The 25,203-nt window shown below is 69.7% G+C and carries 19 protein-coding genes; 12 read left to right on the top strand and 7 right to left on the bottom strand.

The window, feature by feature from the left end:
* Nucleotide 1: 1 nt before the first annotated feature.
* The 6 genes from tssM to J2X36_RS24070 all read right to left on the bottom strand — a co-directional run bounded on the left by tssM (nucleotide 2) and on the right by J2X36_RS24070 (nucleotide 10,814).
* Complete coding sequence (gene tssM, locus J2X36_RS24095) at nucleotides 2-3,616, bottom strand: type VI secretion system membrane subunit TssM (RefSeq protein ID WP_310354452.1); 3,615 nt, start codon at nucleotides 3,614-3,616, stop codon at nucleotides 2-4.
* A gap of 115 nt (nucleotides 3,617-3,731) precedes the next feature.
* A complete protein-coding gene (gene tssL, locus J2X36_RS24090) occupies nucleotides 3,732-5,186 on the bottom strand; it encodes a type VI secretion system protein TssL, long form (RefSeq protein ID WP_310354450.1) in 1,455 nt (484 codons plus the stop codon).
* A gap of 46 nt (nucleotides 5,187-5,232) precedes the next feature.
* Nucleotides 5,233-6,570: a type VI secretion system baseplate subunit TssK gene (tssK, locus tag J2X36_RS24085; RefSeq protein ID WP_310354449.1), complete on the bottom strand. Its 1,338-nt coding sequence runs from the start codon at nucleotides 6,568-6,570 to the stop codon at nucleotides 5,233-5,235.
* Nucleotides 6,571-6,899: 329 nt separating this feature from the next.
* Nucleotides 6,900-8,321: a type VI secretion system-associated FHA domain protein TagH gene (tagH, locus tag J2X36_RS24080; RefSeq protein WP_310354448.1), complete on the bottom strand. Its 1,422-nt coding sequence runs from the start codon at nucleotides 8,319-8,321 to the stop codon at nucleotides 6,900-6,902.
* A gap of 101 nt (nucleotides 8,322-8,422) precedes the next feature.
* On the bottom strand, nucleotides 8,423-8,977 hold the full coding sequence (locus tag J2X36_RS24075; RefSeq protein WP_132253131.1) for a DUF6931 family protein: 555 nt from the start codon (nucleotides 8,975-8,977) through the stop codon (nucleotides 8,423-8,425).
* A gap of 7 nt (nucleotides 8,978-8,984) precedes the next feature.
* Nucleotides 8,985-10,814, bottom strand: coding sequence for a type VI secretion system Vgr family protein (locus J2X36_RS24070; protein WP_132253133.1), 1,830 nt, complete (start codon nucleotides 10,812-10,814; stop codon nucleotides 8,985-8,987).
* 91 nt (nucleotides 10,815-10,905) lie between these two features.
* On the opposite strand from J2X36_RS24070, the gene J2X36_RS24065 reads away from it, so the two are divergent.
* The 11 genes from J2X36_RS24065 to J2X36_RS24015 all read left to right on the top strand — a co-directional run bounded on the left by J2X36_RS24065 (nucleotide 10,906) and on the right by J2X36_RS24015 (nucleotide 23,165).
* Complete coding sequence (locus J2X36_RS24065; protein WP_310354445.1) at nucleotides 10,906-11,460, top strand: OmpA family protein; 555 nt, start codon at nucleotides 10,906-10,908, stop codon at nucleotides 11,458-11,460.
* A gap of 113 nt (nucleotides 11,461-11,573) precedes the next feature.
* Complete coding sequence (locus tag J2X36_RS24060) at nucleotides 11,574-12,893, top strand: type VI secretion system ImpA family N-terminal domain-containing protein (RefSeq protein WP_310354443.1); 1,320 nt, start codon at nucleotides 11,574-11,576, stop codon at nucleotides 12,891-12,893.
* Nucleotides 12,894-13,069: 176 nt separating this feature from the next.
* Nucleotides 13,070-13,630 carry a type VI secretion system contractile sheath small subunit gene (gene tssB / locus J2X36_RS24055; protein ID WP_132253140.1) on the top strand — a complete coding sequence of 187 codons (561 nt, stop codon included), beginning with the start codon at nucleotides 13,070-13,072 and terminating at the stop codon, nucleotides 13,628-13,630.
* Between the two features lie 125 nt (nucleotides 13,631-13,755).
* A complete protein-coding gene (gene tssC / locus J2X36_RS24050; protein ID WP_132253142.1) occupies nucleotides 13,756-15,267 on the top strand; it encodes a type VI secretion system contractile sheath large subunit in 1,512 nt (503 codons plus the stop codon).
* A gap of 129 nt (nucleotides 15,268-15,396) precedes the next feature.
* Nucleotides 15,397-15,879: a type VI secretion system tube protein Hcp gene (locus J2X36_RS24045; protein WP_132253144.1), complete on the top strand. Its 483-nt coding sequence runs from the start codon at nucleotides 15,397-15,399 to the stop codon at nucleotides 15,877-15,879.
* Between the two features lie 126 nt (nucleotides 15,880-16,005).
* Nucleotides 16,006-16,551, top strand: coding sequence for a GPW/gp25 family protein (locus J2X36_RS24040; protein ID WP_310354441.1), 546 nt, complete (start codon nucleotides 16,006-16,008; stop codon nucleotides 16,549-16,551).
* Nucleotides 16,548-18,521 (top strand): type VI secretion system baseplate subunit TssF, encoded by a 1,974-nt coding sequence (tssF, locus tag J2X36_RS24035; protein WP_310354440.1) that lies wholly within the window; start codon nucleotides 16,548-16,550, stop codon nucleotides 18,519-18,521. The genes J2X36_RS24040 and tssF overlap by 4 nt, the downstream gene beginning before the upstream one ends.
* Before the next feature lie 79 nt (nucleotides 18,522-18,600).
* Nucleotides 18,601-19,656 carry a type VI secretion system baseplate subunit TssG gene (tssG, locus tag J2X36_RS24030; protein WP_132253150.1) on the top strand — a complete coding sequence of 352 codons (1,056 nt, stop codon included), beginning with the start codon at nucleotides 18,601-18,603 and terminating at the stop codon, nucleotides 19,654-19,656.
* Nucleotides 19,637-22,291, top strand: coding sequence for a type VI secretion system ATPase TssH (tssH, locus tag J2X36_RS24025; protein WP_310354437.1), 2,655 nt, complete (start codon nucleotides 19,637-19,639; stop codon nucleotides 22,289-22,291). The genes tssG and tssH overlap by 20 nt, the downstream gene beginning before the upstream one ends.
* A 142-nt stretch (nucleotides 22,292-22,433) precedes the next feature.
* Entirely contained in the window at nucleotides 22,434-22,796 is a 363-nt protein-coding gene (locus tag J2X36_RS24020; RefSeq protein ID WP_132253155.1) for a hypothetical protein, read from the top strand.
* Between the two features lie 66 nt (nucleotides 22,797-22,862).
* A complete protein-coding gene (locus tag J2X36_RS24015) occupies nucleotides 22,863-23,165 on the top strand; it encodes a hypothetical protein (RefSeq protein ID WP_310354435.1) in 303 nt (100 codons plus the stop codon).
* Nucleotides 23,166-23,202: 37 nt separating this feature from the next.
* On the opposite strand, the gene J2X36_RS24010 is transcribed toward J2X36_RS24015, so the two are convergent.
* Nucleotides 23,203-23,496 (bottom strand): PAAR domain-containing protein, encoded by a 294-nt coding sequence (locus tag J2X36_RS24010; protein ID WP_132253161.1) that lies wholly within the window; start codon nucleotides 23,494-23,496, stop codon nucleotides 23,203-23,205.
* Between the two features lie 320 nt (nucleotides 23,497-23,816).
* Between J2X36_RS24010 and J2X36_RS24005 the strand changes: the two genes are divergently transcribed.
* The gene (locus J2X36_RS24005; RefSeq protein WP_310354433.1) at nucleotides 23,817-25,190 is read left to right on the top strand and encodes a peptidoglycan DD-metalloendopeptidase family protein; all 1,374 of its coding nucleotides are present in this window, start codon (nucleotides 23,817-23,819) and stop codon (nucleotides 25,188-25,190) included.
* Nucleotides 25,191-25,203 lie beyond the last annotated feature (13 nt).

The raw sequence follows: 25,203 nt of genomic DNA, 5'->3' as shown, positions 1-25,203 counted from the left end.
GTCAGATGCCGGAGGGGCAGCGGAATTCGCGCAGGGCCGGCAGCGCGAAGGGGTTCAGGAGCGAGCTGACGTTGATCTGGTAGGAGAGCTGGCGCCCGCCGATCACGAAGGTGGCGACGATGTTGTCGCCCTGCTTCAGCACCGAGCCCGTGTCGAGGGCCCGGAAGAGGGACCACGCCCCCGTCTTCTCCATGACGATCGGCTGCGTGTTGTAGCCGAAATCGAGGGTGATCGCGGTGCGGCCGAGCCCCGCCGGGCCGGGCCATTGCATGGTGACGGGGGCGTTGACGCCCTGCTGCGTCTCGAGCGCCGTGCCGTTCACGTCGAGCCGCGCCTTCTGGACGTCGGCGCTCAGCGTCAGCGGGGTCACGGCGAAGGCGAAGGCCGGCATGTTGCCGCCGGTGGGGAAGAAGGCGTCGCGGATCTCCGCGGCGCGCTGGAACTCCCTGAGGGTCGCGGCCGAGAAGGAGCGGGCGACCTGATCGTCCTGCCGCCAGACCCATTGCGGGCGCGAGCGGTCCGCCCGGGCCGCGAGGTTCTGGGTGAAGAAGCGGTCGAGGATGCCGCCGGGGCCGAACAGCCGCGCGAAATCGGCGATCGGCGTCTCGCGGTCGCTCGTCCGGACGAAGGGGTAGCGGTTCGTCACGATCTGCTGGCAGTCGCGGATCACCTGATCGCCGAGCGACTGTGCCACCTGCGAGACGGCCGCCCCCGTGGCGCTGCCCTCGAACTCGTTGGCGATGCCGCGGATCATCGGCTCGAAGGGCGGGGGGAAGCGGGCGGCGAGCGCCCGCAGGGAGCGGGCCTGCGTGACCAGGGCGATGTTGGCCTGCGCCGCCTCGGCCGGGTTGAGGGCGGAGAGCGCCGCGTTCTTGATCTCGTTGAGGTTGGCGATCAGTTGGTCCGTGGCCCGGCGGCCGGCCTCGCCGTCGAGGAGGACGTGGAAGGGCCGGAAGGCCGCCTCGATATTGGCGCCGGGGGCCTCGTTCGTGGGCACGGCGAAACGGTCGCGGCCGCCGCCGCGCCCCTCCATCCCGAGGCGGCCGAGGGCGGTCGCTGTCGAGGCGAGGCCGGAGGGGAGCCGGTCCGTGACCGCGCGCTCGGCGGCATCCGCCGCCGCCTTGCCGGCGATGGCCTTGGCCCGGCCCGCCCGCCCGTCGCCGTCCTTGCCCTTGTCGGCCGGGCGCTCGCGGGTGAGCTGCGTCTCGTCGCGCAGCGATTCGAGCATCTGGCGCAGCGGCGAGGTCGGCGCCGCGACCGCCTGCAGCGCGAGGTAGCGCGGCTTGTCGCTGAGGAGCGCGCGCATCTTCAGCTTGGCGAGCGCCTGCTTCCAGGCGGGCACGAAGTCGCGGGCGTAGAGCTTGAGGAGGTCGGCGAAGAGCGAGCCGTACTGCGCCGTGTAGGCCTGCTGCTCGCCCGAGGGGCCGAGCACCCAGCGGTCGCGGTCGGCGGCCTCGGCCACGTCTCCGAACCGGTCGATGAACGCCTCGAAGAACCCGTCATAGGTGAAGAAGAACGGCACCCGGACCCGGTCGAGGTCGCCGCCGCCCACCACCTCGAAGACGAGGGAGGTGTCCGGCCCGCCGGCCCTCAGCGCCGTCCAGTCGCGCTGGGAGGCGGCGCGGGCGTCCGATTTCAGGAGCTCGTAGGCGCGCTCGGCGATGCTGAGGCGGGCGAGCGCCCGCTGGCAATCGTCGACGAGGGATTGGTTGACCGAGACGAGGAGCGGCGTGCCGTCCTCGAGGTCGAGCATCGCCCGCAGGTGCTCCTCGAGGAGTTCGCGCCCCTTCGCGTAGCCGGCGCCGGGGAAGAGGTTCTCCGCCCAGTCCCGCCGCATCCAGGCGAGCACGAGGTCGCGGTCGGGCGGCGCCTCGGGGCGCCCGCCGACCATGAGGTAGACCTTGAGCGCCTCGTAGAGGAAGCCGGGATTGTTGCGGTTCGCCTCCAGCTGCTCCTCCAGGCGGAAGATCAGGCGCGGCCGCAGGAGCCGCTCCAGCCCGGTGTGGTAGGCGGTCAGCGCCGCGGAGTTGAGGCGCTCGCGCTGGCTCAGGCCGAAGGTGGCGAGCGTCGGCGCGGATTCCTCGCGGAAGGCGTAGCCCGCGGGCATGTAGCGGAGCGTGTTGAGGAGCGGCACCACGCGGGCGAGGTTGCGGTCCGCGACCACGGGCTCGCGCAGGATCTCGGCCGCCTCGCCCTGGTACTTGGCGAGCAGGACGTTGCTCTGCTGCACGAGCTGGCTGTTGCGCAGGTAGCTCGTCCACCACAGGCCGACGAGGAGCGCCGAGGCGAGGGCGAGCCCGCCATAGGCGGCGAGCCGGGTCAGGTTCGAGCGGCGCACGGCGGCCCGGTCGGTCGAGACCCAGCCCGCCTCGCCGATGATCACGGTCTTGAGGAGGTCGGTGAGGAAGTAGCTCCGGCCCTGGCCCGAATAGGCGCCGGCCCCGACATCCTCGGAGCCGAAGCTGCGCGAGAGCGAGCCGATCAGCTGGTCGATCGGGGTGCCGTTCTGCGTGCCGGAGGTGAAGTAGAAGCCGCGCAGGGTCGCGTTGACGTGGTAGCGCGAGGGCTCGAACACGCGGTTCAGGAAATCGACCACGTGCGCCTTGGTCGAGGCGAGCTGGGAGGGGAAGCCGAACAGGACGACGCGGGCGGTGGGGTTCGGCTCCTCCTGCAGGCGGTCGGGCAGCCACTCGTTCAGGCGCTCGACCAGCGCGTCGAACTCGGCCGGCACGTCGCCGATCATGTTGCGGGTCTTCTCGTCGGTCTGGAAGGTGTGACCCCAGACCATGCGGCGGTCGATTTCGGGCAGGTGGGCGAAGAAATCCGTGAAGCCCGCCAGGAGGTCGGCCTTCGTGAAGACGACGTAGACCGGGAAATCGATGCCCAGGCGCTCGTTCAGCTCGAGGAGCCGCTTGCGGACGGCGTTGGCGTGGGCGACGACCTCCGCCTCCCCGCCGCGGAGGAGATCCTCCAGGCTGATCGCGACGATGACGCCGTTCACCGGCTGGCGCGGCCGGTACTTCTTCAGGATGTCGAGGAAGGCGGTCCAGCTCTGGCGGTCCGAGCGCGGGTCGGAATCCTGCGTCGTGTAGCGGCCGGCGGTGTCGATGAGCACCGCGTCGTCCGTGAACCACCAGTCGCAGTAGCGCGTGCCGCCCGCGCCCGCCACCGCCTCGGGCGTGGCGCCGCGGCTCAGGGGGAACTTGAGGCCGGAATTGACGAGCGCCGTGGTCTTGCCCGAGCCGGGAGGGCCGATGATCACGTACCAGGGCAGCTCGTAGAGGTGGTCGCCCTTGGCGCCCCGCACCTTGCGCAGGGTGGCGAGCGCGTCCCGCATCGAGGCCTGGAGCACCGTGCCGTCGTTCTCGGCCTCGTCGCCGGCGGCGACCTCCGATTCGAGGGCCCGGATCGCCTTGCGCCGCTTGTAGAGCTCCCAGCCGACATAGCCTCCCGCCCCGAGGAGGATCGCGAGGCACAGGATCGCGCGCGCCCAGACCGGCTCGAGCGGGCGCACATCCCCCACCGCGACGAGGGGCCCGGCCCACCAGAACAGCGCGCAGAGGGCGAGGGCGCCGATCGCGGTGGCGGCCAGACGAAGCCAGGCGGCGAGACTCATGACGGCAGGCTCATGACGGACGGCTCACGACGGACGGCTCGGGCGGGACGGCTCTCGGGCGCTCATGGAAGGGGCTCTCGGCGGGGGATCTCGGCAGGGGCTCTCGGACCGGCGATCAGCCGCCGCGGGGGATCAGGATCTCGACCCGGCGGTTGCGCGCCCGCCCGTCCGGCGAATCGTTCGGGGCGATCGGGACGTCGGCGCCCTTGCCCTCGACCTCGACCCGCTCGGGCCGGGCGAGGCCCGCCTTCATGACCTGTCCGACCGCCTTGGCGCGCTCCAGCGAGAGGTGGAAGTTCGAGGGGAAGCGGACGTTCTTGATCGGGGCGCTGTCCGTGTGCCCGACGACCTTGATGCCGCCCGGCTGCCCGTCGAGGAGCTTCGCCAGACGCTCGATCAGGGTGCGGAACTCGGGCTTCACGGCGGCGTCGCCCGGCGGGAAGAGCGCCGCGGCGATGCGCACCACGATGGTGTTGCCCGCCTCGCTCACCGAGATCTTCTGGCTCGCGATCTCGTCCTGGAGGGCGCTGCGCAGCTTCGCGGTGGGGCTCGTCGGCGGCGGAGGGGGCGGGGGCGGGGGCGGCGTGTAGATGCGGCGCTGGATGCCGAGCTCGGTCGCCGGATGCACGGAGACGAGGGCGGTCGCCGCCGCCTCGGTGCTGCCGGCCAGCATGAAGCGGAGCAGGATGTAGAAGCCGAGGAGCAGGACGGCCACGACGGAGCCGATCGCCCAAAGCGGCACCTGGAACTGGGCGATGGCCGCCGCGAGGCTGCGGCCCTGCCAGCGCGGGGAGACCTCCCGGTTCGCGGGCCGCGTCCGCCGGAGCATCTCGTAGAGGTTGCGCTGAATCTGCTGCAGGGTCGCTGCGCCGCCCGCAGAGGTGCGGTGGATGCCCTGGAAGCCCATCGCCAGGCAGGCGTATTGCAGCTCCAGCAGGTTGTAGTTCCCGTGCGGGTCGACTTTGGCCCGGTCGAGCTCCTCGAAGAAACGCACGCCGCCCGTCCGCTCGCCGAAGAAGCGGCTCAGCATGCTGTACTGCGTCCAGACGTGGCGCTCGTCGGTGGGGATGTTCTGCACGACGTCGTCGGCCGTGGCGCAGACGATGTACTTGGCGGTCCGGGTCTGCTCGGCCGGCGCGCCCGCGGCGCGGGCATCGGCCTCGAAATCCTCGATCGCCGACGCGACCTGCTCCATCAGGTTCGCGAAGGAGGCGCGCGAGAGCTGCACGCGCAGGCGGCCGAACAGCAGCAGGAGGGGGCCCGCCGCCTTCAGGTACGGGTTCTGGTTCGGCGCGACGACGATGTCCCGCTTGAGCACGAGCGCCCGCCCGCGCTCGGCCGGCGGTGGCGGAGGGGGAGGGGCGGCCGTCGAGGACCACGCGTCGGCGGCGCTCGGCTGGCCCTGCCGGCCCGGCTCCGGCGGGGCGCCGTATCCCGGCGGCGGATAGGCCGGGGACGGGGCCTGCGGCGCCTGCGGGGAGAGCGTGTCCGGCCCCGGCCGCCGCCCGGCCGGGTTCGGGACGATGATCGTCCGGTCTCCGCGCCCGAACGGGTCGGAGGGGCTGCTCATCGCTCACCCCGCCCGCGATGCCGCGATCCGGGCCGGGCCGGCGCGGTCATTGCCTCCCCTCCTGGACGGCCCAGAGCTCGAGTTGGAGGTCCGGCCACTCGCCGGCGAAGTGGAGGCCGATCGAGCTCGCGACGCTGAATTCCGGCCAGAGCGGCGAGTGCCGGTCGAGCCGGAAATAGACGTGATCGGTGATCGCGCGGATCTGCGGCGGCGGCGTCGGCAGGTGGACGAGCGGCACGCCCGGGAGGTGGGCGTGCACGATCTCGTTCATCTTCGTGTTCGGGCCGACCTTGAAGAGGTTCGGGAACTGGTTCTGGATTTCGGTGAGGGGCCGGCGCGCGGAGACCTCGATGATGAGGGTCGCGTTGCGGAACAGGTTCCGGTCGCGGATCGTCGAGATGAAGGCGTTCGGCGCCCGTTCGAGCAACTCGAGGCGGATGGCGCGGCGGCCGAGATGCGCGCTCAGGAAGTGCTGGATGTCGCGCAGGACCGGTTCGAACACCATCTCCAGGGCGTCGTGGTCGTAGGCCGGGTAGGTCTGGGCGCGCCGACCCGCCGTGGCGAAGGTCGCGAGCTCGCCCGCGATCCGCAGCAACTCCTCGAAGAGCCGCTCCGGATGCACGTAGCGGGATTCCCGGAAGTGCTTCAGCACCGGGATGTGCCGGTTCAGGACCTGCAGCATGAAGTAGTCGGCGCTCTGCAGGCCGCCGCCGGCGGTCGGGTCCGCCGCGTAGCGGGCGAGTTCCTCGAGCTTGTTGTCGATCCAGCCGATCACCCGGTCGATCCAGCCCGTCGCCACGGGGTGCGCGGCGCAGGTGAGGAGCGGGGGCGCGAAGCGCTCGTCGAACACCACGGCCCGGTCGCGGACCTCGACGACGCGGGCGATCGGCAGGCCGACATAGCCGGGCTTCGCGCTGCGCCGCAGCTCGAAGGACAGGCGCGGATGCGCCACGTCGATCTCCTCCTCGGATCGGAGCGCCGAGGTCGAGTCGATCAGGGTCTCCTGTCCGGGATACCAGCGGCTCGCGCTCTCGGCGTCGGCGGCCTCGACCTCGCGGCTGTTCGGCGCGGCCACCGGCATCATCAGCCAGAGCATCTGCTTGGCCGCGTCCTCCGGCACGTCGATCGGCGGCGGCAGGGGCGATTGCCCGGGTATGTCGAAGGGCGTCCCGTCCGGCAGGATGCCGACGGCGCGGCGCACGGAGAAGCGACTCTGCTGCGCGAGGTCGCGGTCGATCTCGAGTTGAGAGAAACCCCAAGGATAAGGGGCGAGATACCGCACGCGGCTCTCGACTAGACTTTCGAGATATCGATCGTTCTGCTGCAGGTGGTGCGGACGGAGAAACAAACCCTCCGACCAGACAACCTTACTGTTCCAGGACATTCGCCGCGGCCCCTTCCGGCGATGTTGTATAACCGTGCGGCCACCGCCTGTCAGCCAAACACACCGGTTTTCCGCATATTCCAAGCCACTGTCATGGACGCGCATCACTCCCGCGAAAAGGGTATCGGCGAGCGAATCCTTCCCGAATCGGCCGCCAGTGCAGTTTTGAGAGGATCTGTTTACGCTTCGGGCGGGATCGGGACGGTCCGGAGCGGGCCGCCTCAGGCGCGCTCAGGCGCGCGCCGCGATTCAAATGCGGATCACGAATCGCTTTGCCGCCAGCCCCCCCGGGCCTTTCGGGGCCGGGCCAGCCTGTGCGGGGCGGGCGTTCAGCCCTTGCCGCCCCGGTCGTAGCATTCGGCGAAGAAGACCATGAACGCGTCGACCATCCCGTCCTCGTGGGCGGCGGTCATCGCGTCCCAGCGCGTGGCGTAGAGGTCCCAGAGGCGCGCCTTGCGCGAGCCGAGCAGGGCGCCGAGACCCTTGTCGTCGCCCATCGACGCCTCGACCGCCTCGGGATCGAGGTCCTGCAGCAGGAGGCGCAGCGCGTGCTGCATGGCCGAGTAGACCTTGACCTGATGGGTCTTGAGGTCGCGGAAGCCCTCTTCCATCGCCCGGCGGGCGGGCAGGTAGCCGCTCGTCGGGCGCCCGAACAGGATGCGCAGGGCGTCCTCGGTCGTCGGCGTGAACTTCAGCGGGTTGTTGTCGAGGGCCTGGATCATGGTCTGGCTGGAGGCGCGCGCCACGCGCTTCGCCTCGGCGCGGGCGGCGAGAAGCTGCTTCAGGTTCTCGACCGAGAGCCGGGTGAGGGCGCCGAGCTCCTCCGCGAGGTCGCCGGCATCGCGCCACTCGAAGATCTCGGGCGAGACGCCCGCACCCTTGGCGAAGCGCGCGACGAACTCGTCCGCGCCGCTCGCCGGCGCATTTCGGGCGCCGGAGGCCGGAGCCGATCTCGGCGGCGGGGTGAAGGCCGGCTCCTGCACCGGGGCGGGGACCCGTGATTCCGCGGGATGTGCGGGCTCGCGCCCGCTGGAGATCCCGAGGGAGGGCTCGCCCCAGGGCCGGTCCGGCGTCGGCGGCGGCGTGACGGGACCGCCCGGCGCCTCCTCCGCCCAGAGGGAGCCTCCCGGCATCGGCCGGGGCCTGCCGGAATCCGGCGCCCCGGCGGGCGGCCAGCCGCCGGAGGGCGGCGGAGCGGGCGTCTGGACGGAGGGAAGCGGCGCGAAATCGGCCCCCTCCGTCTCGGGCGCCGGGATATGGACGGACCATTCGGCGAAATCGACCTGGGCCGGCCCGTTGCGCTCCTTCGGCATGAACTTGCGCGGGTCCTCACCCGGGGCGGCATCGCCCGCGCCGCCCCAGAGATCGCCCGTTCGATGATCGGTCGGGTGAGCGACCGGGACCGGGGCGGGGGCCGAGGACAGGCCACTCTCGCCGTCGATCTCCACGCGGATGATGTAATGCCCGATATAGAGGCGGTCGCCGCCCCTCAGGCGGTAGGGCTCCTGCAGGCGCTGGGCGGTCTGGTTCACGAAGGTTCCGTTGCGCGACACGTCGTGCAGCCAGTAGGCGCCCTCGCGCCACCGCACCTCGCAATGCTTGCCCGAGATCGCCCGGCCCGGGTCGGGCAGGGGCCAGTCGAGATACTGGTCGCGGCCGATGTCGATGCCCCGCGTCCCGTTCACCGTGTAGGCGAGGGGACCGCCGTCGGGCAGGCTCGTGACATTCTCGATGATGAGACTCAGCGGCATCGGGCCGAACCTGCTCCGGAACTCGTGTCAGCGCTACAGGAAGACGCCGCGCGGCGCACCCACGGGCGCCGCGCGGCCGGGCGTGATCCGGCGCGCCGCATTCAGGCCTCCTGCGGCACCTGCATCAGGCGAAGGCCGCCCTCGAGGCAGCGCCGCAGCCGGTCGGCGCGCTCCCGGGCCGTGACGCGCGCGAGAGCGCTCAGGATCGCCACCCGGACCGCCTTGGCGGTGTAGTGCGGCGCGGCGAGCACGGCGGCCTGGCCCGGCCGCGCGATGTTGCCCCCGGACCACCCGGCCGCCAGGGCGAGCCAGGTCGTCGGCAGGCGCCGGTCCGCTTCGGCGCCGAGGGTGAGGGCGGCGAGGCGGCGCTCCTCCTCCGGCTCGTGCACCCAGGCCTCCGCGGCCTGCAGGGCCGCATCGGACGTTTCCGGCCCGGGGATCAGCAGCCGGACGCATTGGCACGCCCACCAGACCGCCTCGCGGCGCCCGAGCACGTAGGCGCAGAAGGCAACGCCGTCCTCGGGCGTCTCGCTGGTGCCGAGGGCACGCAGGTAGGTGTGGGGCGGCTCGCTCGTCGGAGCCGCCTCCATGTCGTCCCGAAGGGTCGGGAGCGCGTCGAAGACTTCCTGGGCGGTGCTGAAGCGCAGCCTCGTCATGGACGCCTCAATTGATCTTGATCAGCGGGGCGGTCTGGACGATGTCGGCCGCGCCCTCGAGCTTGATCTCGCCGGACTCGATCTTGATCGTGGCGGGCGTCATGGTGATCTTGCTCGCGCCGACTTCGAAGGTGATCTGCAGGCCGGCCTTGAAGTGGATCTTCTGGGCGATGTCGGCGTTCCAGTTGCCGCTCTCGACCTTCAGCTTCTCGTCGCCGTTCTTCAGGGTGGTCGCGCGGGCGGGCGAGCCGACCGGGGTCTCGAAGGTCTCGCCGATCACCCGCGTCTCGGCGTGCCGGACGACCGAGTCGTGGTCTTTCTCGGCCCGGAACTTGACGTTCTCCTGGCCCTTCTTGTCCTCGAACAGGAACTCGTTGTAGCCGTTGTGGCCCTTGGTCGAGTCCGACTTCACGCCGGAGATCGTCTTGTTGGCCGGCAGCGCGTAGGGGAACGCGTAGTCCTTGTTGTAGACCGTGCCGACGACGAGCGGCTGGTCCGGGTCGCCCTCGAGGAACTCCACGACGACCTCCTGGCCGACGCGGGGTATGAACTGCCAGCCCCAGGCCTTGCCCGCCCACATCTGCGCCACCCGGACCGGGCGCGAGATGCGCTTCTTGTCCCGGTTCCAGTGGAACTGGACGAAGATCCGGCCCTCCTCGTCGACGTCGATCTCCTCGCTCTTGAACTTCTCGCGCGCCACGACGATCGCGGTCTGCGGGCCGCGGATATGGGGCTTCGGGGTGACGATCGGCGCGCGGAAGGGGCGCGAACTCTTCAGAAGCTCGTAATGGCCGTGATAGACCTCTTCGGGCGAGGCCGCGCCCGTCGAACTGAACTGCTCGGCGACGAAGGCGTGCGTGGCGCGCACGACGAGATACTCGTCGTCGTCGGTCGGATGCTGGTTCAGGCTGAACAGGCCCCCCGGATAGAGGCTGACGGCGTCGCCCGCGGCGTGGCGGCGATGGTCCAGGGCCTGCTCCGCCTCGAGCCGCACCTGCGCGAAGCTCTTGCCGCGCCCGCGCTCGGTGTAGCGGCCGGGGTAATCGTAGGATTCGAGGCTCGCCTCCGCGTACGCCTCCGAACCCTGCGCATCCGCCTTGAGGTCGGCGGTCGGCTTCATGTAGTCGAAGTCGTTGAGCGTGTACTTGCCGGTGCGGAACCGCCGCTCCGAGACCCAGTGGTAGATGTGCTCCCCGCTGCGCTGGTTCTGCCCGTGATGGGCGATGAAGGGGAGCCTGCCGCCCGCGGCCGCCACCTTCTCGTGGCACGATTTCGAATCGGCGATGACGAGCAGGTGCTGGCTCTCCGAATGCATGTAGAAGGTGTAGAGGCCGAATTCTTCCATCAGGCGTGAGACGAAGGCGAGATCGGTTTCGCGGTATTGCACGCAATACTCGATCTTGGGATAATCGCCGCGATTGGCCTTGATCTTGTATTTGCTGAAGCTGCAATCGGCGAAGACTTCCTCGATGATGTCGAGGACGTTCTTCTCGTTGAAGATCCGGCAATTCGCCTTGCGCCCGAGCAGCCAGAACCAGGGCCGCAGCACGAGACGGTAGGCGAACAGGTCCTGCTGCACGCCGATCCACTGCGCCTCGACGAGGACGCCGTTGAAGTGCCGGACGGCGCCTTCGTAGCTTTGCAGGCTGGCGGTACAGAGTTTTCCAATGGATTGCGAGAAGTCAATATTTCGCTGTGGGCTGAGAGCCTCGATCCTGTACTCGAACGCCTCGCTCAGGCCCTCGTCCGCTTCCATCCGCGACAAGACAAGTTTGTCACCGGATACCGGAGTCTTCAGGCGCGCGATCCGCGTTTCCTGTGACGGCGTTGATTGCATTCGAGCGTTTTCCGGTTTTCGATGAACAGGCGATCACGCAGACTTGACAGTACCGGAACCGGGCCGCATAGTCGACTCGCTGCTATGGGGAATGACGATGGCGCGGCTGGTTTCTGGATTGGGCTGGAGTCTTGGCTTCGCCTGCTGCGTTCTCGCATCTGTTGCGTCTGCACAGACTAAGCCGGCCTACAGCGCCTCCGACATCGAGCGGCATTTCTCCGAAGCGAAGGATCTCGGCCCGTCGCGGGCGCTCTGCATCGGTGCCGACAGCGAGTGCGCGAAGTCGGCGCCCTCCCGCCCGAAGATCAGCAGCGGCTTCGACCTGATCGTCAACTTCGACTACAACTCGGATACGCTGACGCCGGGCGCGCGAGCCAATCTCGACGAGTTCGCCAAGGCTCTGCGCGGCGCGCAGCTCGGCCATTCCGGCTTCATGATCGAGGGCCATACCGACGCCAAGGGCGGCGAGGCCTTCAACATGGACCTGTCGTCCCGCCGGGCGCAGGCCGTGACGCGCTACCTCGCCGAGCGCGGCGTCGATGCCGGGCGGCTCGAGGCCAAGGCCTTCGGCAAGTCCAAGCCCCGCGCGTCCGACCCCTCGGATCCCGTCAATCGCCGGGTCGAGGCGCGCATCCGCGAGGACTAGGCCGGATCGCACGTCCGGGCCGTTCGGCCGCCCCGCGGCGAACGGCCGATGGCAGCCACCGTCCGTCGGCGCGACCTCTCGACCGAGCGCGAGTCTGATCCGGCACCCCTGCCATGGCTTCCCTGAACTTCGCCGAGTTCGAGCGACCGCTCTCGGCCGACGCGCCCTGCGGGCCGGACCTCGACCTTGAGGGCGACGCGGATTTCATGCAGCTGATGGCGCGCGTGGAGTACGTCCTGCCGGCCGCGTTCCTGAAACGGAACGAGGAGGGCATGGTCGAGCAGTTCGACCGCTCCAGCATCGATTTCAAGGCCGAGTTCGCCGCCCTGAACGGGCTCCTCAAGCGCACGCGCGACCTGCGCCTGCTGACCTTCGCGGGCCGCCTCCTCGCCCTCGACCGGAACCTCGCCGATTGCGTGCGCTGCCTCGACCTGATCGCGACCCTGCTCCGCGACCAGTGGGACAGCGTGCATCCGCGGGGCGAGGAAGGGGATTTCGGCTATCGGATGGCGGTCCTGCAGGCTCTCGACGACATGCCGACGATGGTCCTGCCGCTCCAGTATCTGCCGCTCGTCTCGCACCGGCGCTTCGGCGGGATCAGCGGCCGGACGATGATGGTGGCCACCGCCGCCGCGTCGGCGCGCGAGGACGAGGCGACCCTCGATCGCTCCGACCTAGAACGCGCCCTCCGCGAGGCCGATCCGGACGATGTTGCGGCCGCCCGGGAGAGCGCGCGGCGTCTCGGCGAGACCGCCGCGGAGATCGGGCGCATCAGCGCCGAGCGGGCCGGCGGCTCGGGAGCGGCCCGGCTCGACCGGCTGGTCGAGTTGGCCGAGGGGATGCTGCGCGCCTTCGCGGATGTCTCTCCGGCCCCGGCGATGCCGGCCCCGGCAGAGGAGGGGGCTGCCGCGCCGTCAGTCGGTCCGGCTCCCGCGGCGGCTCTGCCCACGGGCGCCATCACGGGGCGTGCCGCCGCGGCTGCCGCCCTGGCGGCTGTGAGCGACTATTTCCAGCGCCACGAACGGTCGAGCCCTGCCGCGCTGCTGGTGCGTCAGGCCCAAAGGCTCATCGGCCTGCCCTTCCACGAGATGCTGCGCGCGCTGGTGCCGAACCACGCGGGCGAGGCGAGCCTCTATATCGGCCCCAAGCCCGGATCCTCGTTCGAGTTGCGCATCGACCGGATCGCCGAGCTCATCGGCGAGGACGAGCTCTTCCTCGATCTCGAGGACGCGCCGGTGCCCGTCTTCGAGGTGGCCTCGCGCGCCGCGGCCGTCGCTCTCCTCCGGGAGGTCGCCGCCTATTACCGGACCTACGAACCCTCGAGTCCGATACCCCTCTTCACCGATCGTGCGTGTAGCCTCGTCAACCAGGACTTCCTCAGCATCCTGACCGACGTTCTACCGGGTATTCGTCTCTCACGCGATACGGATTAAAGCTTGATGGTGAGACTGGAAGCTTGACATTGGCCGGCGTGTGGATTTTATCGTCTATGCAATCGTGGGTCCGAATCTGAGGAAGAGTCGCGGCGGATTCCATCCGAAGCATTCCTCGCACGAATGATGCTCCCCTTTTTCGCGCTCGGCAGTCGTCGCACCTGCAGGAGTCCCGGATGTCCGACTCGAGTCAGAAATTCATCAAGCGGAATCGCCCGCCGCGCGTGCACATCACTTACGAAGATCCCTACGACGCGGAGAAGAACGTCGAGCTTCCGTTCGTGATGGGGGTGATGGCCGATCTCTCGGGCAACGATCCCGGCACCGCCAAGGAGAAGGTCGGGGACCGCAAGTTCACCGAGTTCGACATGGACAATTTCGATCGCCGGATGAAGGCGATCAATCCGGGCGTGGCGTTCCGCGTGGCGAACCGCCTGTCGGACAATCCCGACGAGAAGCTCTCGGTGAACCTGCGCTTCGAGCGGATGGAGGATTTCAGCCCCGCCGCGGTCGCGCGCCAGGTCGAGCCGCTCGCCGAGATTTTGAAGGCGCGCGAGCAGCTCGCCAACCTGCTCCGCTACATGGACGGCAAGGCTGCGGCCAGCGACCAGATCCAGGCTCTCCTCGGCAATCGCGACCAGATGGCGGCGCTCAAGGAGCTCGTGGAGCGCACCCGCGCGGCCAAGGCCGAGGGCGGGGCGCAGGAGAACGGGGCCGCCCCGGCGGACGGGGCCTGAGGCGGGGCGAGAGAGCCCACCCGGCGAGCCGGGCGGGTTCGGTGACGGGGTGAGGCGCGTGGCGGGCGCGGGGCCGGGAGGCGGCCCCTCGACGCCGCGGCGGTGAGGGGTTTCGAGGGGCGACCATGTCGGCAGGAATGGCAGGCTTCGAGCCGCAGCGGGACGACGCCGCTGTACAAACCAGCGAGCTCGGCGAGTTCGCGGATCTCCTGAAGCAGAGCTTCAAGCCGCGCAGCAAGGACGCGCAGACCGAGGTCGAGAGCGCGGTCGTCACGCTCATCAACCAGGCGCTCGCGCATGGCGACGTCGTGAAGACCGACGTCCTCGACACGATCGAGGCGATGATCGCGCAGCTCGACCGGAAGCTGACCGATCAGGTCAACGCGATCCTCCACGCGGAGCCGTTCCAGCAGATCGAGAGCGCGTGGCGGGGCCTGAACTACCTCGTCTTCAACTCGGAGACGGACGCGACGCTGAAGATCCGGGTGCTGAACGCCTCGAAGACCGAACTGTACCGCGAGCTGCGCCAATATCCCGGCGCCCGCTGGGACCAGAGCCCGCTGTTCAAGCAGGTCTACGAGGCGGAGTTCGGCCAGCTCGGCGGCGAGCCGTTCGGCTGCCTGATCGGCGACTATTATTTCAGCCACCAGCCGACCGACGTGGCGCTGATGCGCGACCTGAGCAAGGTGGCGAGCGCCGCCCACGCCCCGTTCTTCGCCGCCGCCGACCCGACGCTCCTCGGCATGGACAGCTACACCGAGCTGTCGAACCCGCGCGACATCGGCAAGATCTTCGACACGCCCGATTACGCGGCCTGGAAGTCGCTGCGGGACTCGATCGATTCCCGCTACATGGGCCTGTGCCTGCCCCGCGTCCTCGCCCGCGTGCCCTACGGCGCACGGACGGAGCCGGTGGAGGAATTCGCCTTCGAGGAGGAGACCGACGGCCATACGGGCGACAAGTACGCCTGGATGAACGCGGCCTACGCGATGGCCGTGAACATCAACCGCGCCTACAAGGAATGCGGCTGGACGGTGCGCATCCGCGGCGTCCAGTCGGGCGGCGAGGTCGTCAACCTGCCGAGCCACACCTTCCCGACCGATGACGGCGGCGTCGACCTCAAGTGCCCGACCGAGATCGCGATCAGCGACCGGCGCGAGGCGGAGCTCGCCAAGGCCGGCCTGATCCCGCTGATCCACCGCAAGAACACGGACAAGGCCGCCTTCATCGGCGCCCAGTCGCTCTACAAGCCGAAGACGTATTTCGGTGAGAAGGGCGTCGAGCAGACGGCGTCCGACAATCTCTCGTCCCGACTTCCCTACATGTTCGCGGTCTCCCGGTTCGCGCACTACCTGAAGTGCATGGTCCGCGACAAGGTCGGCTCCACCAAGGAGAAGGATCAGCTGACGCGATGGCTGCAGGAATGGATCAACCAGTACGTGGACGGTGATCCGGTCAATTCCTCCGAGCAGACGAAAGCCCGCCGACCCCTCGCCGATGCGCGCGTCGACGTGTTCGAGAACGAAGAAAATCCTGGATACTACTCAGCCCGCTTCTACCTTCGGCCGCATTACCAGCTCGAGGGCATGGATATTGGGATGAGCTTGGTGTCACGCCTGCCCGCACCGGCGAAATAGCCCCTCCGCCCGCGCCCCGAACCGACGCTCGCGGGGCGCGGCGTCCTCTTCAGCATCGGCTGAGGTCAGATCGAGCGGACATCCCGAACGGACCCGCGCATCTCTGCGGGCAGATGGAGTAGTGTGACGATGGCCGTCGATATTTTCCTCAAGCTTGATGGCGTGAAGGGCGAGGCCCAGGACGCGAAGCACAGCAACGAGATCGACATCCTGGCTTGGTCCTGGGGTGCCTCGCAATCGGGAACCACGCATATGGGCTCGGGCTCGGGCTCGGGCAAAGTCGCGGTTCAGGATCTCAGCCTCACGAAGTACATCGACAAATCTTCGCCGACGCTGTTTCAGTTCTGCTGCAACGGTAAGCATATCGCGAAGGGCCAGCTCGTCGTCCGCAAGGCCGGCGAGAATCCGCTCGAGTACATCAAGATCGATCTCGAAAACATCATCGTTGCCAACGTGTCGCTGGGCGGGTCGGGCGGCGAGGATCGCCTCACCGAGAACGTGACGCTCAATTTCAGCAAGATCAAATACGTCTACACGCCCCAGGAGAAGAATGGCGCTCCTGGTCAAGCGGTCGATATCTCCTGGGACATCGCGAAGAACGTCTCGTCCTGAGAGCGCTCCGATACGGCTCTCGCGGCCCCGACGGCTTGAGGCCGATCGGGGCCGCGCCCCGCGGGCCGCCGCATCGCCTCCGCCGCATTCCGCAGGATCAGCCTGTCGCAGAAGCGAAGCCCTCAGATGACCAAGCGGGTCCGGACTCCGATCACGGAGGCGTTTCGTCTTGCGGCCCGGCAGCGTGACCGTGGGCAGGGGCGCCCTGCCGACGCGGCGCCGGAAGGCGCCCAACAGCCGCGCGCGATCGTCGGCCGCCGCTCCGTCGTCGCAGGGTCGATCTCGGAGAACGAGCTGCAGGAGATCGTCCAGTTCGATCTCGGATCGCTCCTCAACACCGTGAACTTCGCCGCGGGCACCGACCTCTCGGACCATCCGGAGGTGCGCCGCTCAATCCTGAATTTCGGCTTCCCCGACACGATGCACCGCTCGATCGACGAGCACTCGGTCAACGACATCGCCGACGAGATCGTCTGGGCGCTCTCGAACTTCGAGCCGAGGCTCGTTCCGGGCTCCGTCCGCGTCGACCGCGACCGCTTCATCGGCACCGAAACGCTGCGCATCCGCTTCGTCGTCTCCGCCGCCCTCGACATCGAGCCGCTCAGCCTGCCGGTGCAGTTCTTCGCCGATCTCGAGCGCGATACCGGCCGGATCGTGATCCAGCGCCGATGAACCAGGAATTCCTCGATCTCTACAATCGGGAACTCGCGGTCCTGCGAGACCAGGCGAAGGAGTTCGCCGAGGAGTTCCCGAGCCTCGCGGAGCGGCTCGGGGGCCTCCTGGAGGAGCGCTCGGACCCGATGATCCTCGGGATGCTGGAGGGCGCGGCCTTCCTCGCCGCCCGCGTCCAGCTGAAGCTCAAGCACGAATTTCCCGAATTCACCGCGAGCCTGCTCGAGCAGCTCGTTCCGAACTACCTCGCCCCGACGCCCTCCGCCCTGCTGGCGAAGGTGGTGCCCGTCTACGGCGATCCCGCCCTGCGCGAGGGCCGCCGCATTCCGCGCGGCGCCCTCCTCGATTCGACCTACAAGGAGATGCAGCGGCAGATCTCCTGCCGGTTCCGGACGACGTCCGACCTCACGATCTGGCCCTTCGAGATCGGGCGCGTCGAGTATTTCGCGTCGCCGGGCCCGATCCAGGCTCTCGGCATCCCGACCGGGCGGGAGGACGTCGCGGGCCTGCGCATCGAGATCCTTCACCGCTCGGCGAAGGAGCGCGGCGACGAGATCACCGATCACGCGGAGATCGCGCGCAGCCCCGCCTCCTGGATCGCCGGCTGCGCCGTGCGCGAGTTGCCGATCCACCTCGTCGGGCCGGAGGCCGACGCGGTGGCGATCCTGGAGCAGATCTTCGCCGACCGCACGGCCACCTACATCCGCCACCTCGACAAGCAGGGCGAGGCGATCGTCCGCCGCGCCGGGGACGATTGCATCGCCCCCCTCGGCTTCGAGCCGGAGGATGCCCTGATCCCGAACGACCTGAGGGTGTTCGAGGGCTTCAACCTCCTGCGCGACTACTTCCTTTTCCCGCGCAAGTTCGTCGGCTTCGCGCTCACCGGCCTCGACGCACTCGTCGGACGGCTCGAGGCGCGCGCCTTCGACATCGTCTTCACCTTCGACGAGGCGAGCGCGCGCCTGCCCGCCGCCGTGAAGCCGGACGCCTTCGCCCTCTACGCGGTGCCCGCCGTCAACCTCTTCCGGATGTCCCTCGACCGCGTCCCGGTGAGCCACCGCCAGCACGAGTTCCACCTCGTCCCGGACCGCAGCCGGACCCTCGACTTCGAGGTGCATCAGGTGCTGGAGGTCAACGCGCACGAGGCCGGCAGCGCGAACAAGGTCGCGGTGCCGCCCCTCTACTCGGCGCGTGGCGAGGCGACCCGGCAGCCGGCGCTCGCCTACACGATCCGGCGCCTGCCGCGCCGCCGGACGAGCTCCGAGCGGACCTACGGCACCGTCTCGGACTATGTCGGCACGGACGTGTTCCTCTCCCTCGTCGAGCCGACGCGGATCGACGAGGAGCGAGGCCTGTCCGAGCTGAGCATCCGCGCCCTCTGCTCGAACCGCCACCTGCCGGAGCAGCTTCCCGTGGGCGAACGCTCCGTCGACTTCCACTTCCTCGACGACAGCGAGTTGCAGATCGTCTGCCTCCACGGACCCACGCGCCCGCGCGAGGCGGTCGTCTCGGCCCTGCGCAGCCGGACCGAGACGGCCTTCACCGGTTCGGTCGCGTGGCGGCTCCTCAACATCCTGAGCCTCAATCATCTCGGGCTCGTCGATCGCACCCTGCGCGGCACGCCGAGCGGCGCGGAGGCGCTGCGCGAGGTCCTGATGCTCTTCGCCGATCTCAGCCAGGGCTCGATCGAGCGGCGCATCCGCGGCGTCCGGTCGATCGGCAGCCGGCCCGTCGTGCGCCGCCTGCGCCGCCGGACCGGCACCGGAACGGCGCGGGGCACCGAGATCACGGTGCTCCTGGAGGAGAAGGCCTTCGAGGGGACGGGCGTGTTCCTGCTCGGCGCCGTGCTCGACCGCTTCTTCGCCGAATATGCCGGCCTCAACCACTTCACCCAGACCGTGATCCGGACGGTGGAGCGCGGCGACATCATGCGATGGCCGCCCCGCTCGGGCGCGCGGAGGCCGTTGTGACCGGCCCGCTGCGGGCGAGCGCCCGCCCCGCCGACGCGCCCCTCCGCCCGCATGCGGGCACCCGGCACAGGGTGCCGGCATGAGCACGATCGACGACCTGCGCGAGCGGCCCTGGGAGTTCGACCTCCTGTGGACCCTGCGGCTGATCGAGCGCAGCCACGACACGCAGCCGCGCATCGGCGACAGTGCCAGCCGGGCCGACGATTACGTCGCGCTCGGCGAGAACCCCTTCCTCGAATTCCCGGCCTCGAGCATCGAGGCGGCGGACGAGGACGCGCGCAAGCGCCTGCGCCTGTTCGTGCGCTTCCTCGGGTTGCTCGGCCCGCAGGGGCCGCTGCCCCTGCAGACCACGGACGAGGTCTACGGCTGGTGGAGCAACGGTCACGAGGGCTTCTCCCGTTTCCTCGACCTGCTGAACCACCGGTTCCTGCAACTCTACTTCCGCGCCTGGGCGGATGCGCGGCCCGCCGCGCAGGCCGACCGGCCGGGGCAGGACCGGTTCGTCGCCTATATCGGCAGCACGATCGGCCTCGGGAGCGCGCCCTACCAGAAGCGCGACACCGTCTCGGATGCCGGGCGCCTCGTCTATGCCGGCCTGCTCGGGGACAAGGCCCGCTCCGGTTCGCGGCTCTGCCAGGCCGTCGAGGGCCTGTTCGGGATCCGGTGCGAGGTCGAGGAATTCGTCGGCACCTTCCTGCCCTTCGAGAAGGGAGAGCAGAGCCGGCTCGGGCGCAGCTATTGCGGGCTCGGCGTCGACTGCCTGATCGGCGCGAGCGTGTTCAGCGTCGAGGACAAGATCCGCCTGCGCCTGTTCGCGCGCGATCTCGAGGAGTTCGGCCGGTTCCTGCCGAACGGCTCGCTCTGCACGCCGCTCGCCGACCTGCTGTTCTTCTATCTCGGCAGCGAGCTCGATTGCGAAGTCGAGATCGCGCTGCCGCGCCGGTCCGTGCGCCCGCTCCGCCTCGGCGAGGCGGGCTGCGCGCTCGGCTACACGACCTGGATGGTGAAGTCGCAGGATCCGGCGGCGAAGGGGTACCGCTTCGACGCCCGGCTCAATCCGGCGGAGCGCGCCCGCCGTCAGGCGCCGAAGAGCGAAGGGCGACAGGGGGAGAATCATGGCCGACATCAGTCTTGAGACCGTCACGGGCAAGCTCAACCGGGTCGGCTACGAGGGCTTCTTCCAGGCGCTGCGCCAAGCGAAGGGCGCGGGCAACCGCAACGTCGAGCTCGCGCACTGGCTGTCCCACCTCCTCCAGCGCAACGCGACCGACATTGCGCTCTCGGCCGACGCCTACAAGCTCGACCGCGCCAAGCTCCTGATGGATCTCGAGCGCGCGATCTCGGGCTTCCGGCGCAACGAGACCGAGATGCCTGGCGTCTCGAACACGATCGTCGACCTGCTCGACCGCGGCTGGCACTACGCGACGCTGTTCTTCGGGGAGACCCAGATCCGCACCGGTCACGTCCTGCTCGCCGGGCTGAAGGGGGGCGAGTTGCGGCGCGCCTTCCTCAGCCTGTCCCAGGAATTCGCCAAGATCCCCGTCGAGGCGCTCTCGACCGAGCACCGCACCCTCTGGGGCCGGTCCGAGGAGGAGAGCCTGCGTCCGATGGACGGGTCCGGCGCCATCGCCGCCGGCACACCCGGGGCCGAGGCCGCGCCGAAGGGCCAGACCGCCCTCGACCGGTTCTCGCAGGATCTCACCGCCAAGGCGGCGGGCGGCGAGATGGACCCGATCCGCGGGCGCGACGACGAGATCCGCCAGCTCATCGACGTGCTGATGCGCCGGCGCCAGAACAACCCGATCCTGACCGGCGAGGCCGGCGTCGGCAAGACCGCGGTGGTGGAGGGCTTCGCTCAGCGCATCGCTTCGGGCGACGTGCCGCCCCCGCTCAAGGGCGTGCGCCTCTGCGCCCTCGACATCGGCCTCATGCAGGCCGGCGCCTCGATGAAGGGCGAGTTCGAGCAGCGGCTGCGCTCGGTGATCGACGAGGTGCAATCCTCGCCCAAGCCCATCATCCTCTTCATCGACGAGGCCCACACCCTCATCGGCGCCGGCGGGCAGGCGGGGACGGGCGACGCGGCCAACCTCCTCAAGCCGGCGCTTGCCCGCGGCACCCTCAAGACGATCGCGGCCACGACCTGGGCCGAGTACCGGCAATATTTCGAGAAGGACCCCGCTCTCACCCGCCGCTTCCAGCCGATCCAGATCGGCGAGCCGGACGTGGCGCGCGCCTGCGACATGCTGCGGGGCCTGCTCGGGCCGATGGAGAAGCATCACGGCGTGCGCATCTCGGACCGGGCCGTCGTCGCGGCGGTCGAGTTCTCGCACCGCTACATCCCGGCCCGTCAGCTTCCGGACAAGGCGGTGAGCCTGCTCGACACGGCCTGCGCGCGCGTCGCGATCAGCCAGAGCGCGACGCCCGCGGCGATCGAGGACACGCGGGTCGCCATCGCCTCGCGGGAATCGGAGCGCGCCGCCCTCGTCTCCGACCGCGACCTCGGCGCGCCCGACGAGGAGCGCGTCGTCGAGATCGACGCCGAACTCGCGGATCTCCGGGACCGGCTCGCACGCCTCGAGGGGGAATGGTCCTCCGAGCGCGCCCTCGTCGACGAGATCCGGGCGCTTCGCGAGAGCCTTGGCCGTTCCGACCCCGGAACGGACCCGGAGAGCCAGCGCGCAACCCTGCGCGAGCGGTCGGGCGCCCTCGACGCGATCGATGCCGAGGGGCGCATGATCTACGCCCACGTGGACGAGCAGGCGGTGGCCTCCGTCGTGTCCGACTGGACCGGCATCCCGGTCGGCCGGATGGTCCGCGACGAGATCGAGACCGTGCTGCGCCTGCCCGAGATCCTGAACCGGCGGGTGGTGGGCCAGTCGCACGGCCTCGCGATGATCGCCAAGCGTATCGAGACGAACCGCGCGAAGCTCGAGAATCCGAACAAGCCGATCGGCGTGTTCATGCTCTGCGGCCCCTCCGGCGTCGGCAAGACCGAGACGGCGCTGGCCCTGGCCGAGTCCCTCTACGGGGGCGAGCAGAACATGATCACGATCAACATGAGCGAGTTCCAGGAGGCGCACACCGTCTCCACGCTCAAGGGCGCGCCCCCCGGCTATGTCGGCTACGGCGAGGGCGGGCGCCTGACGGAGGCGGTGCGGCGGCGGCCCTACAGCGTGATCCTCCTCGACGAGGTCGAGAAGGCGCACGGGGACGTGCACGAGATCTTCTTCCAGGTCTTCGACAAGGGCGTGATGGAGGACGGCACCGGCCGCCGGATCGACTTCAAGAACACGCTCATCATCCTGACCTCGAACGTCGGGACGGACCTGATCATGCAGCTCTCGCAGGACCCGTCCTACGCGAGCGACCCGGAGGCGCTGGCGGTCGCGCTGCGCCCGCAACTCCTCAAGGTCTTCCCGGCCGCACTCCTCGGGCGGATCGTGACGATCCCCTACTTCCCGCTCTCGCCCGCCATGCTCGGCGGTATCGTGCGCCTCCAGCTCGACCGGATCGGCCGCCGCATCCGCGAGAACCACGACGCCGCCTTCTCGTACGAGGACGCGGTGGTCGAGCACATCGTCTCGCTCTGCAACGATCCGGATTCGGGCGGCCGCATGATCGACAACGTGATCACCAACACGCTGCTGCCGGAACTCTCGCGCGAATTCCTGAGGCGCATCGTCAACAAGCAGGTCGTCACGGCCGTCCGGGTCGGCTCCGAATCCGGCGCCTTCACCTACGCCTTCGACGCGGCGGGCAATCCGGCCTGACCGCCGGCCCTGGGCAAGGCTCTCCACGCGGGTCTCGGACGCCCGCGGTGCCGCGCGGGCGGCGCGACGGGCCGTCCCGGCGGCAACATCGTCATCGATCGAAGGGGGAAGCGAGATGGGCGCAAGTGCAGGAAAGACCGTCGTGACCATCGGCTTCTTCGACGGCGCCATGCTCCTCGCCAGGCGAACCTTCGGCAACGGCGATCTGCGTCAGGACATCTCCAAGGCAGCATCGGCAGCGGTCGCCGAACAATGCGAGTTGGGGGAGGAGTTCTACTTCTCCTTCAATCTCAACGAGCCGTGGCTGTTCTACGAGAGCGACGGCCACCTCTACATCGAGAAGGTCGATTCCTCTCCCGTCATCCGGATCGGCATCGAGCCGCGCAAGGATGTGAAAGCGTGGGTGCCACGCCTGCAGGAGGCGAAGCAGTTCATCGCCGACCCGTTGCGCTTTCCCAATCTGACGAGAAGCCTGCCCGACCGGGAGAGCGGGGACGAGGATTAGCGCGCCCGCGCGCTCGAACGACGAAGCCCCGGGCATCGGCCTCGGGTCCACATGCAGGGAGTGGTCATGGCCAACCAATTCGAGCAGGTCGACGAGCCGCCGCAGGACGCTCTGAGCCTGATGCTCCGGCGCGACGGCGACAGGCTGTCGGGCCAGAGCTTCTGCCCCGCCTCCGCCAGCGGCGGACGCCTGCCGAAGGATTTCCGCAGCGCGGAGATGCCGCTCAAGGAAGCGTTCCGAGCCGCCATCAAGTTCGCGAACGACTTCAAGGTCCCGATGGTCGTCGTGGATCCGGACGGGCTCTGGCAGCCGGAATGGGGCACGCTCTACCGCGACGACGAGGACGACGCCGAGCTTTCGGCTTCGTAGGGCGAGGCCGGCCCGCCTGTGTCGAGGACGGGTCGCGCTACCCCCCGATCAGCACCGTCGGCAGTCCCGAGACGATCACCCCGCCATGCGCGGTGGTGTCCCCGATGCGCGCCGCGGGCTTTCCGCCGATCAGCACGGTCGCCGAGCCCTTGACGATCACGTCGGTCGGGCCGGTGCACAGGGCCATGTCGCCGACGCGCGCGGCCGGGATCGAGCCTATCAGGACCGTCGGGCAGCAGGGCGGCAGGATCGGTCCGCCCACATGCGGGACGACGCCGGTCACCATCGGGCAGGTGTGCATGTCGGTGATGCGCGCGGCCGGCTGACCCATGTCTCCCCCTCAAGCCCCTGACCACGCCTGCCGAAGCGGCAGGATCGCCCGCCCGGCCGGGCAACGGCCAACATTGCGAATACACGATGATGGCCGTTTCCGCGAGTATCGGTCCGGCCCGCCCACGCTTCCGCGCCTCGGATGAGCTGGGACGGGACTGTGGATCGTGCGAGGCGTCCGGGCGTCGACCGTGCTCTGGCGGCCATAGCGGCGCGGAAATGCCATGATCGCCATCCACAGGAGGGCCGCGTTCGGCTAAACTCTGTGTTTCCGGTCGCGGGCCCGTTCGTTCGATTGTGTTCGCCGGAAGAAGGTCGTTCGTGAAGCAGTCGTCGACGAGAATCGGGCGGACATCGGTCGGGGCGCGCCGCGCCGCCCCGCGCCGCCCGCGCCGTCGCGTGGCGGCCCTGCTGATCTGGCCTGTGCTGCTCTGGGCCGGGGTGGCGTCCTGGTTCGCCTATTCCGGCAGCGAGGAGGCCAAGCGCCTCGCCGCCGAGCAGGTCGCGCAGAAGGCGGCCTACGAGGACAAGGTGAAGGCCCTGACCCGGCGCCTCGTCGGCGTGGCGAGCCACCAGATGCTGGAGCAGGACGGGCTCGCCGGCCGCATGGCCGACATCGTCACCCGGCAGGTCGAGCTGGAGAACCGCGTCGCCACCCTGTCCGCCTATGCCGAACGCGTCGCCGATCCGGCCCGGGGCGGGGCGCCCGCGCCGACGCAGGAGGCGGCAGCGCGCCCGGTCGAGGAGGCCGCGCCCCGCGAGCCTGCGCCCGCTCGCGGAAGGCCCGCGGCGGAGCCGAACGTGCTGCGGCTCGGCGGCCCCCGTGCGGCCGACACGCCCCCGCCCGCGCCGAACCTCGCGCCGCGCTCAGTCCTGGAGCCGCGCTTGGACCTTGAGCCGCCACAGGGCACCGACAGGGATGGGCGGGTCCGGGCCATCCTCGCCCAGCCGACCCGTGTCCAGTTCGACGCGCTCGAAGCCTCCCTCACGGGCGCCGAGCGTCGTCAGGGCAGCATCCTCGACGGTCTCGCGCGCGGTGTGCGCGGCGGGATCGGGGCGCTCCGCGCCGTCCTCGGAAGCCTCGGGGTGGCGCTGGCGGTTCCGGCACCGGCTCAGCCGGCCGGGCGGCCCGCTGCCTTGCGCGACCCGTTCGAGGACGGGGTCCGCAATCTCGAAGCCGCCTTCGACGAGAGCCGCCGCTGGCGCAGCGCGGCCGACGCCGTGCCCCTCCGCCGCCCCATCGCGGCCGCGGAGCGCAACCTGACCAGCAATTTCGGCCTGCGCAAGGACCCGTTCACCGGGGCGGCCACGATGCATGCGGGCATGGATTTCCGCGCCCCCGTGGGCACCGAGGTGCGCGCCGCCGCGGCCGGGCGGGTGATCACCGCGGGCGTGACGGGCGGCTACGGCAACCTGATCGAGATCGACCACGGCAACGGGGTGGTCACGCGCTACGGGCATCTTTCCGCCTACGTCGCCTCGGTCGGGCAGGTGGTCCAGGCGGAGAGCGTCGTCGGCCTCGTCGGCTCGACCGGGCGCTCCACCGGGCCGCACCTCCATTACGAGACCCGTGTCCACAGCGCCGCAGTCGATCCGCTGCGATTCCTGAAGGCTGGCGCCGAGCTGTTCGACAGGGCACACTCCGCCGAGATCGGGAGCGGCGCGCCTCCCGCTGACGAGACTTCGGAGGATTGATGCCGGCCCGTCG

The organism is Methylobacterium sp. BE186, from assembly GCF_031457035.1.
In the GTDB taxonomy this organism is placed as follows: Bacteria; Pseudomonadota; Alphaproteobacteria; order Rhizobiales; family Beijerinckiaceae; genus Methylobacterium; species Methylobacterium segetis.
This window is presented reverse-complemented; position numbering and strand designations above follow the sequence as displayed.

What these genes read in the sequence shown, in the direction of transcription:
- tssM (WP_310354452.1), bottom strand. Translation starts at nt 3,616, where the DNA reads ATGAGTCTCGCCGCCTGGCTTCGTCTGGCCGCCACCGCGATCGGCGCC.
- tssL (WP_310354450.1), bottom strand. Translation starts at nt 5,186, where the DNA reads ATGAGCAGCCCCTCCGACCCGTTCGGGCGCGGAGACCGGACGATCATC.
- tssK (WP_310354449.1), bottom strand. Translation starts at nt 6,570, where the DNA reads ATGTCCTGGAACAGTAAGGTTGTCTGGTCGGAGGGTTTGTTTCTCCGT.
- tagH (WP_310354448.1), bottom strand. Translation starts at nt 8,321, where the DNA reads ATGCCGCTGAGTCTCATCATCGAGAATGTCACGAGCCTGCCCGACGGC.
- J2X36_RS24075 (WP_132253131.1), bottom strand. Translation starts at nt 8,977, where the DNA reads ATGACGAGGCTGCGCTTCAGCACCGCCCAGGAAGTCTTCGACGCGCTC.
- J2X36_RS24070 (WP_132253133.1), bottom strand. Translation starts at nt 10,814, where the DNA reads ATGCAATCAACGCCGTCACAGGAAACGCGGATCGCGCGCCTGAAGACT.
- J2X36_RS24065 (WP_310354445.1), top strand. Translation starts at nt 10,906, where the DNA reads ATGACGATGGCGCGGCTGGTTTCTGGATTGGGCTGGAGTCTTGGCTTC.
- J2X36_RS24060 (WP_310354443.1), top strand. Translation starts at nt 11,574, where the DNA reads ATGGCTTCCCTGAACTTCGCCGAGTTCGAGCGACCGCTCTCGGCCGAC.
- tssB (WP_132253140.1), top strand. Translation starts at nt 13,070, where the DNA reads ATGTCCGACTCGAGTCAGAAATTCATCAAGCGGAATCGCCCGCCGCGC.
- tssC (WP_132253142.1), top strand. Translation starts at nt 13,756, where the DNA reads ATGTCGGCAGGAATGGCAGGCTTCGAGCCGCAGCGGGACGACGCCGCT.
- J2X36_RS24045 (WP_132253144.1), top strand. Translation starts at nt 15,397, where the DNA reads ATGGCCGTCGATATTTTCCTCAAGCTTGATGGCGTGAAGGGCGAGGCC.
- J2X36_RS24040 (WP_310354441.1), top strand. Translation starts at nt 16,006, where the DNA reads ATGACCAAGCGGGTCCGGACTCCGATCACGGAGGCGTTTCGTCTTGCG.
- tssF (WP_310354440.1), top strand. Translation starts at nt 16,548, where the DNA reads ATGAACCAGGAATTCCTCGATCTCTACAATCGGGAACTCGCGGTCCTG.
- tssG (WP_132253150.1), top strand. Translation starts at nt 18,601, where the DNA reads ATGAGCACGATCGACGACCTGCGCGAGCGGCCCTGGGAGTTCGACCTC.
- tssH (WP_310354437.1), top strand. Translation starts at nt 19,637, where the DNA reads ATGGCCGACATCAGTCTTGAGACCGTCACGGGCAAGCTCAACCGGGTC.
- J2X36_RS24015 (WP_310354435.1), top strand. Translation starts at nt 22,863, where the DNA reads ATGGCCAACCAATTCGAGCAGGTCGACGAGCCGCCGCAGGACGCTCTG.
- J2X36_RS24010 (WP_132253161.1), bottom strand. Translation starts at nt 23,496, where the DNA reads ATGGGTCAGCCGGCCGCGCGCATCACCGACATGCACACCTGCCCGATG.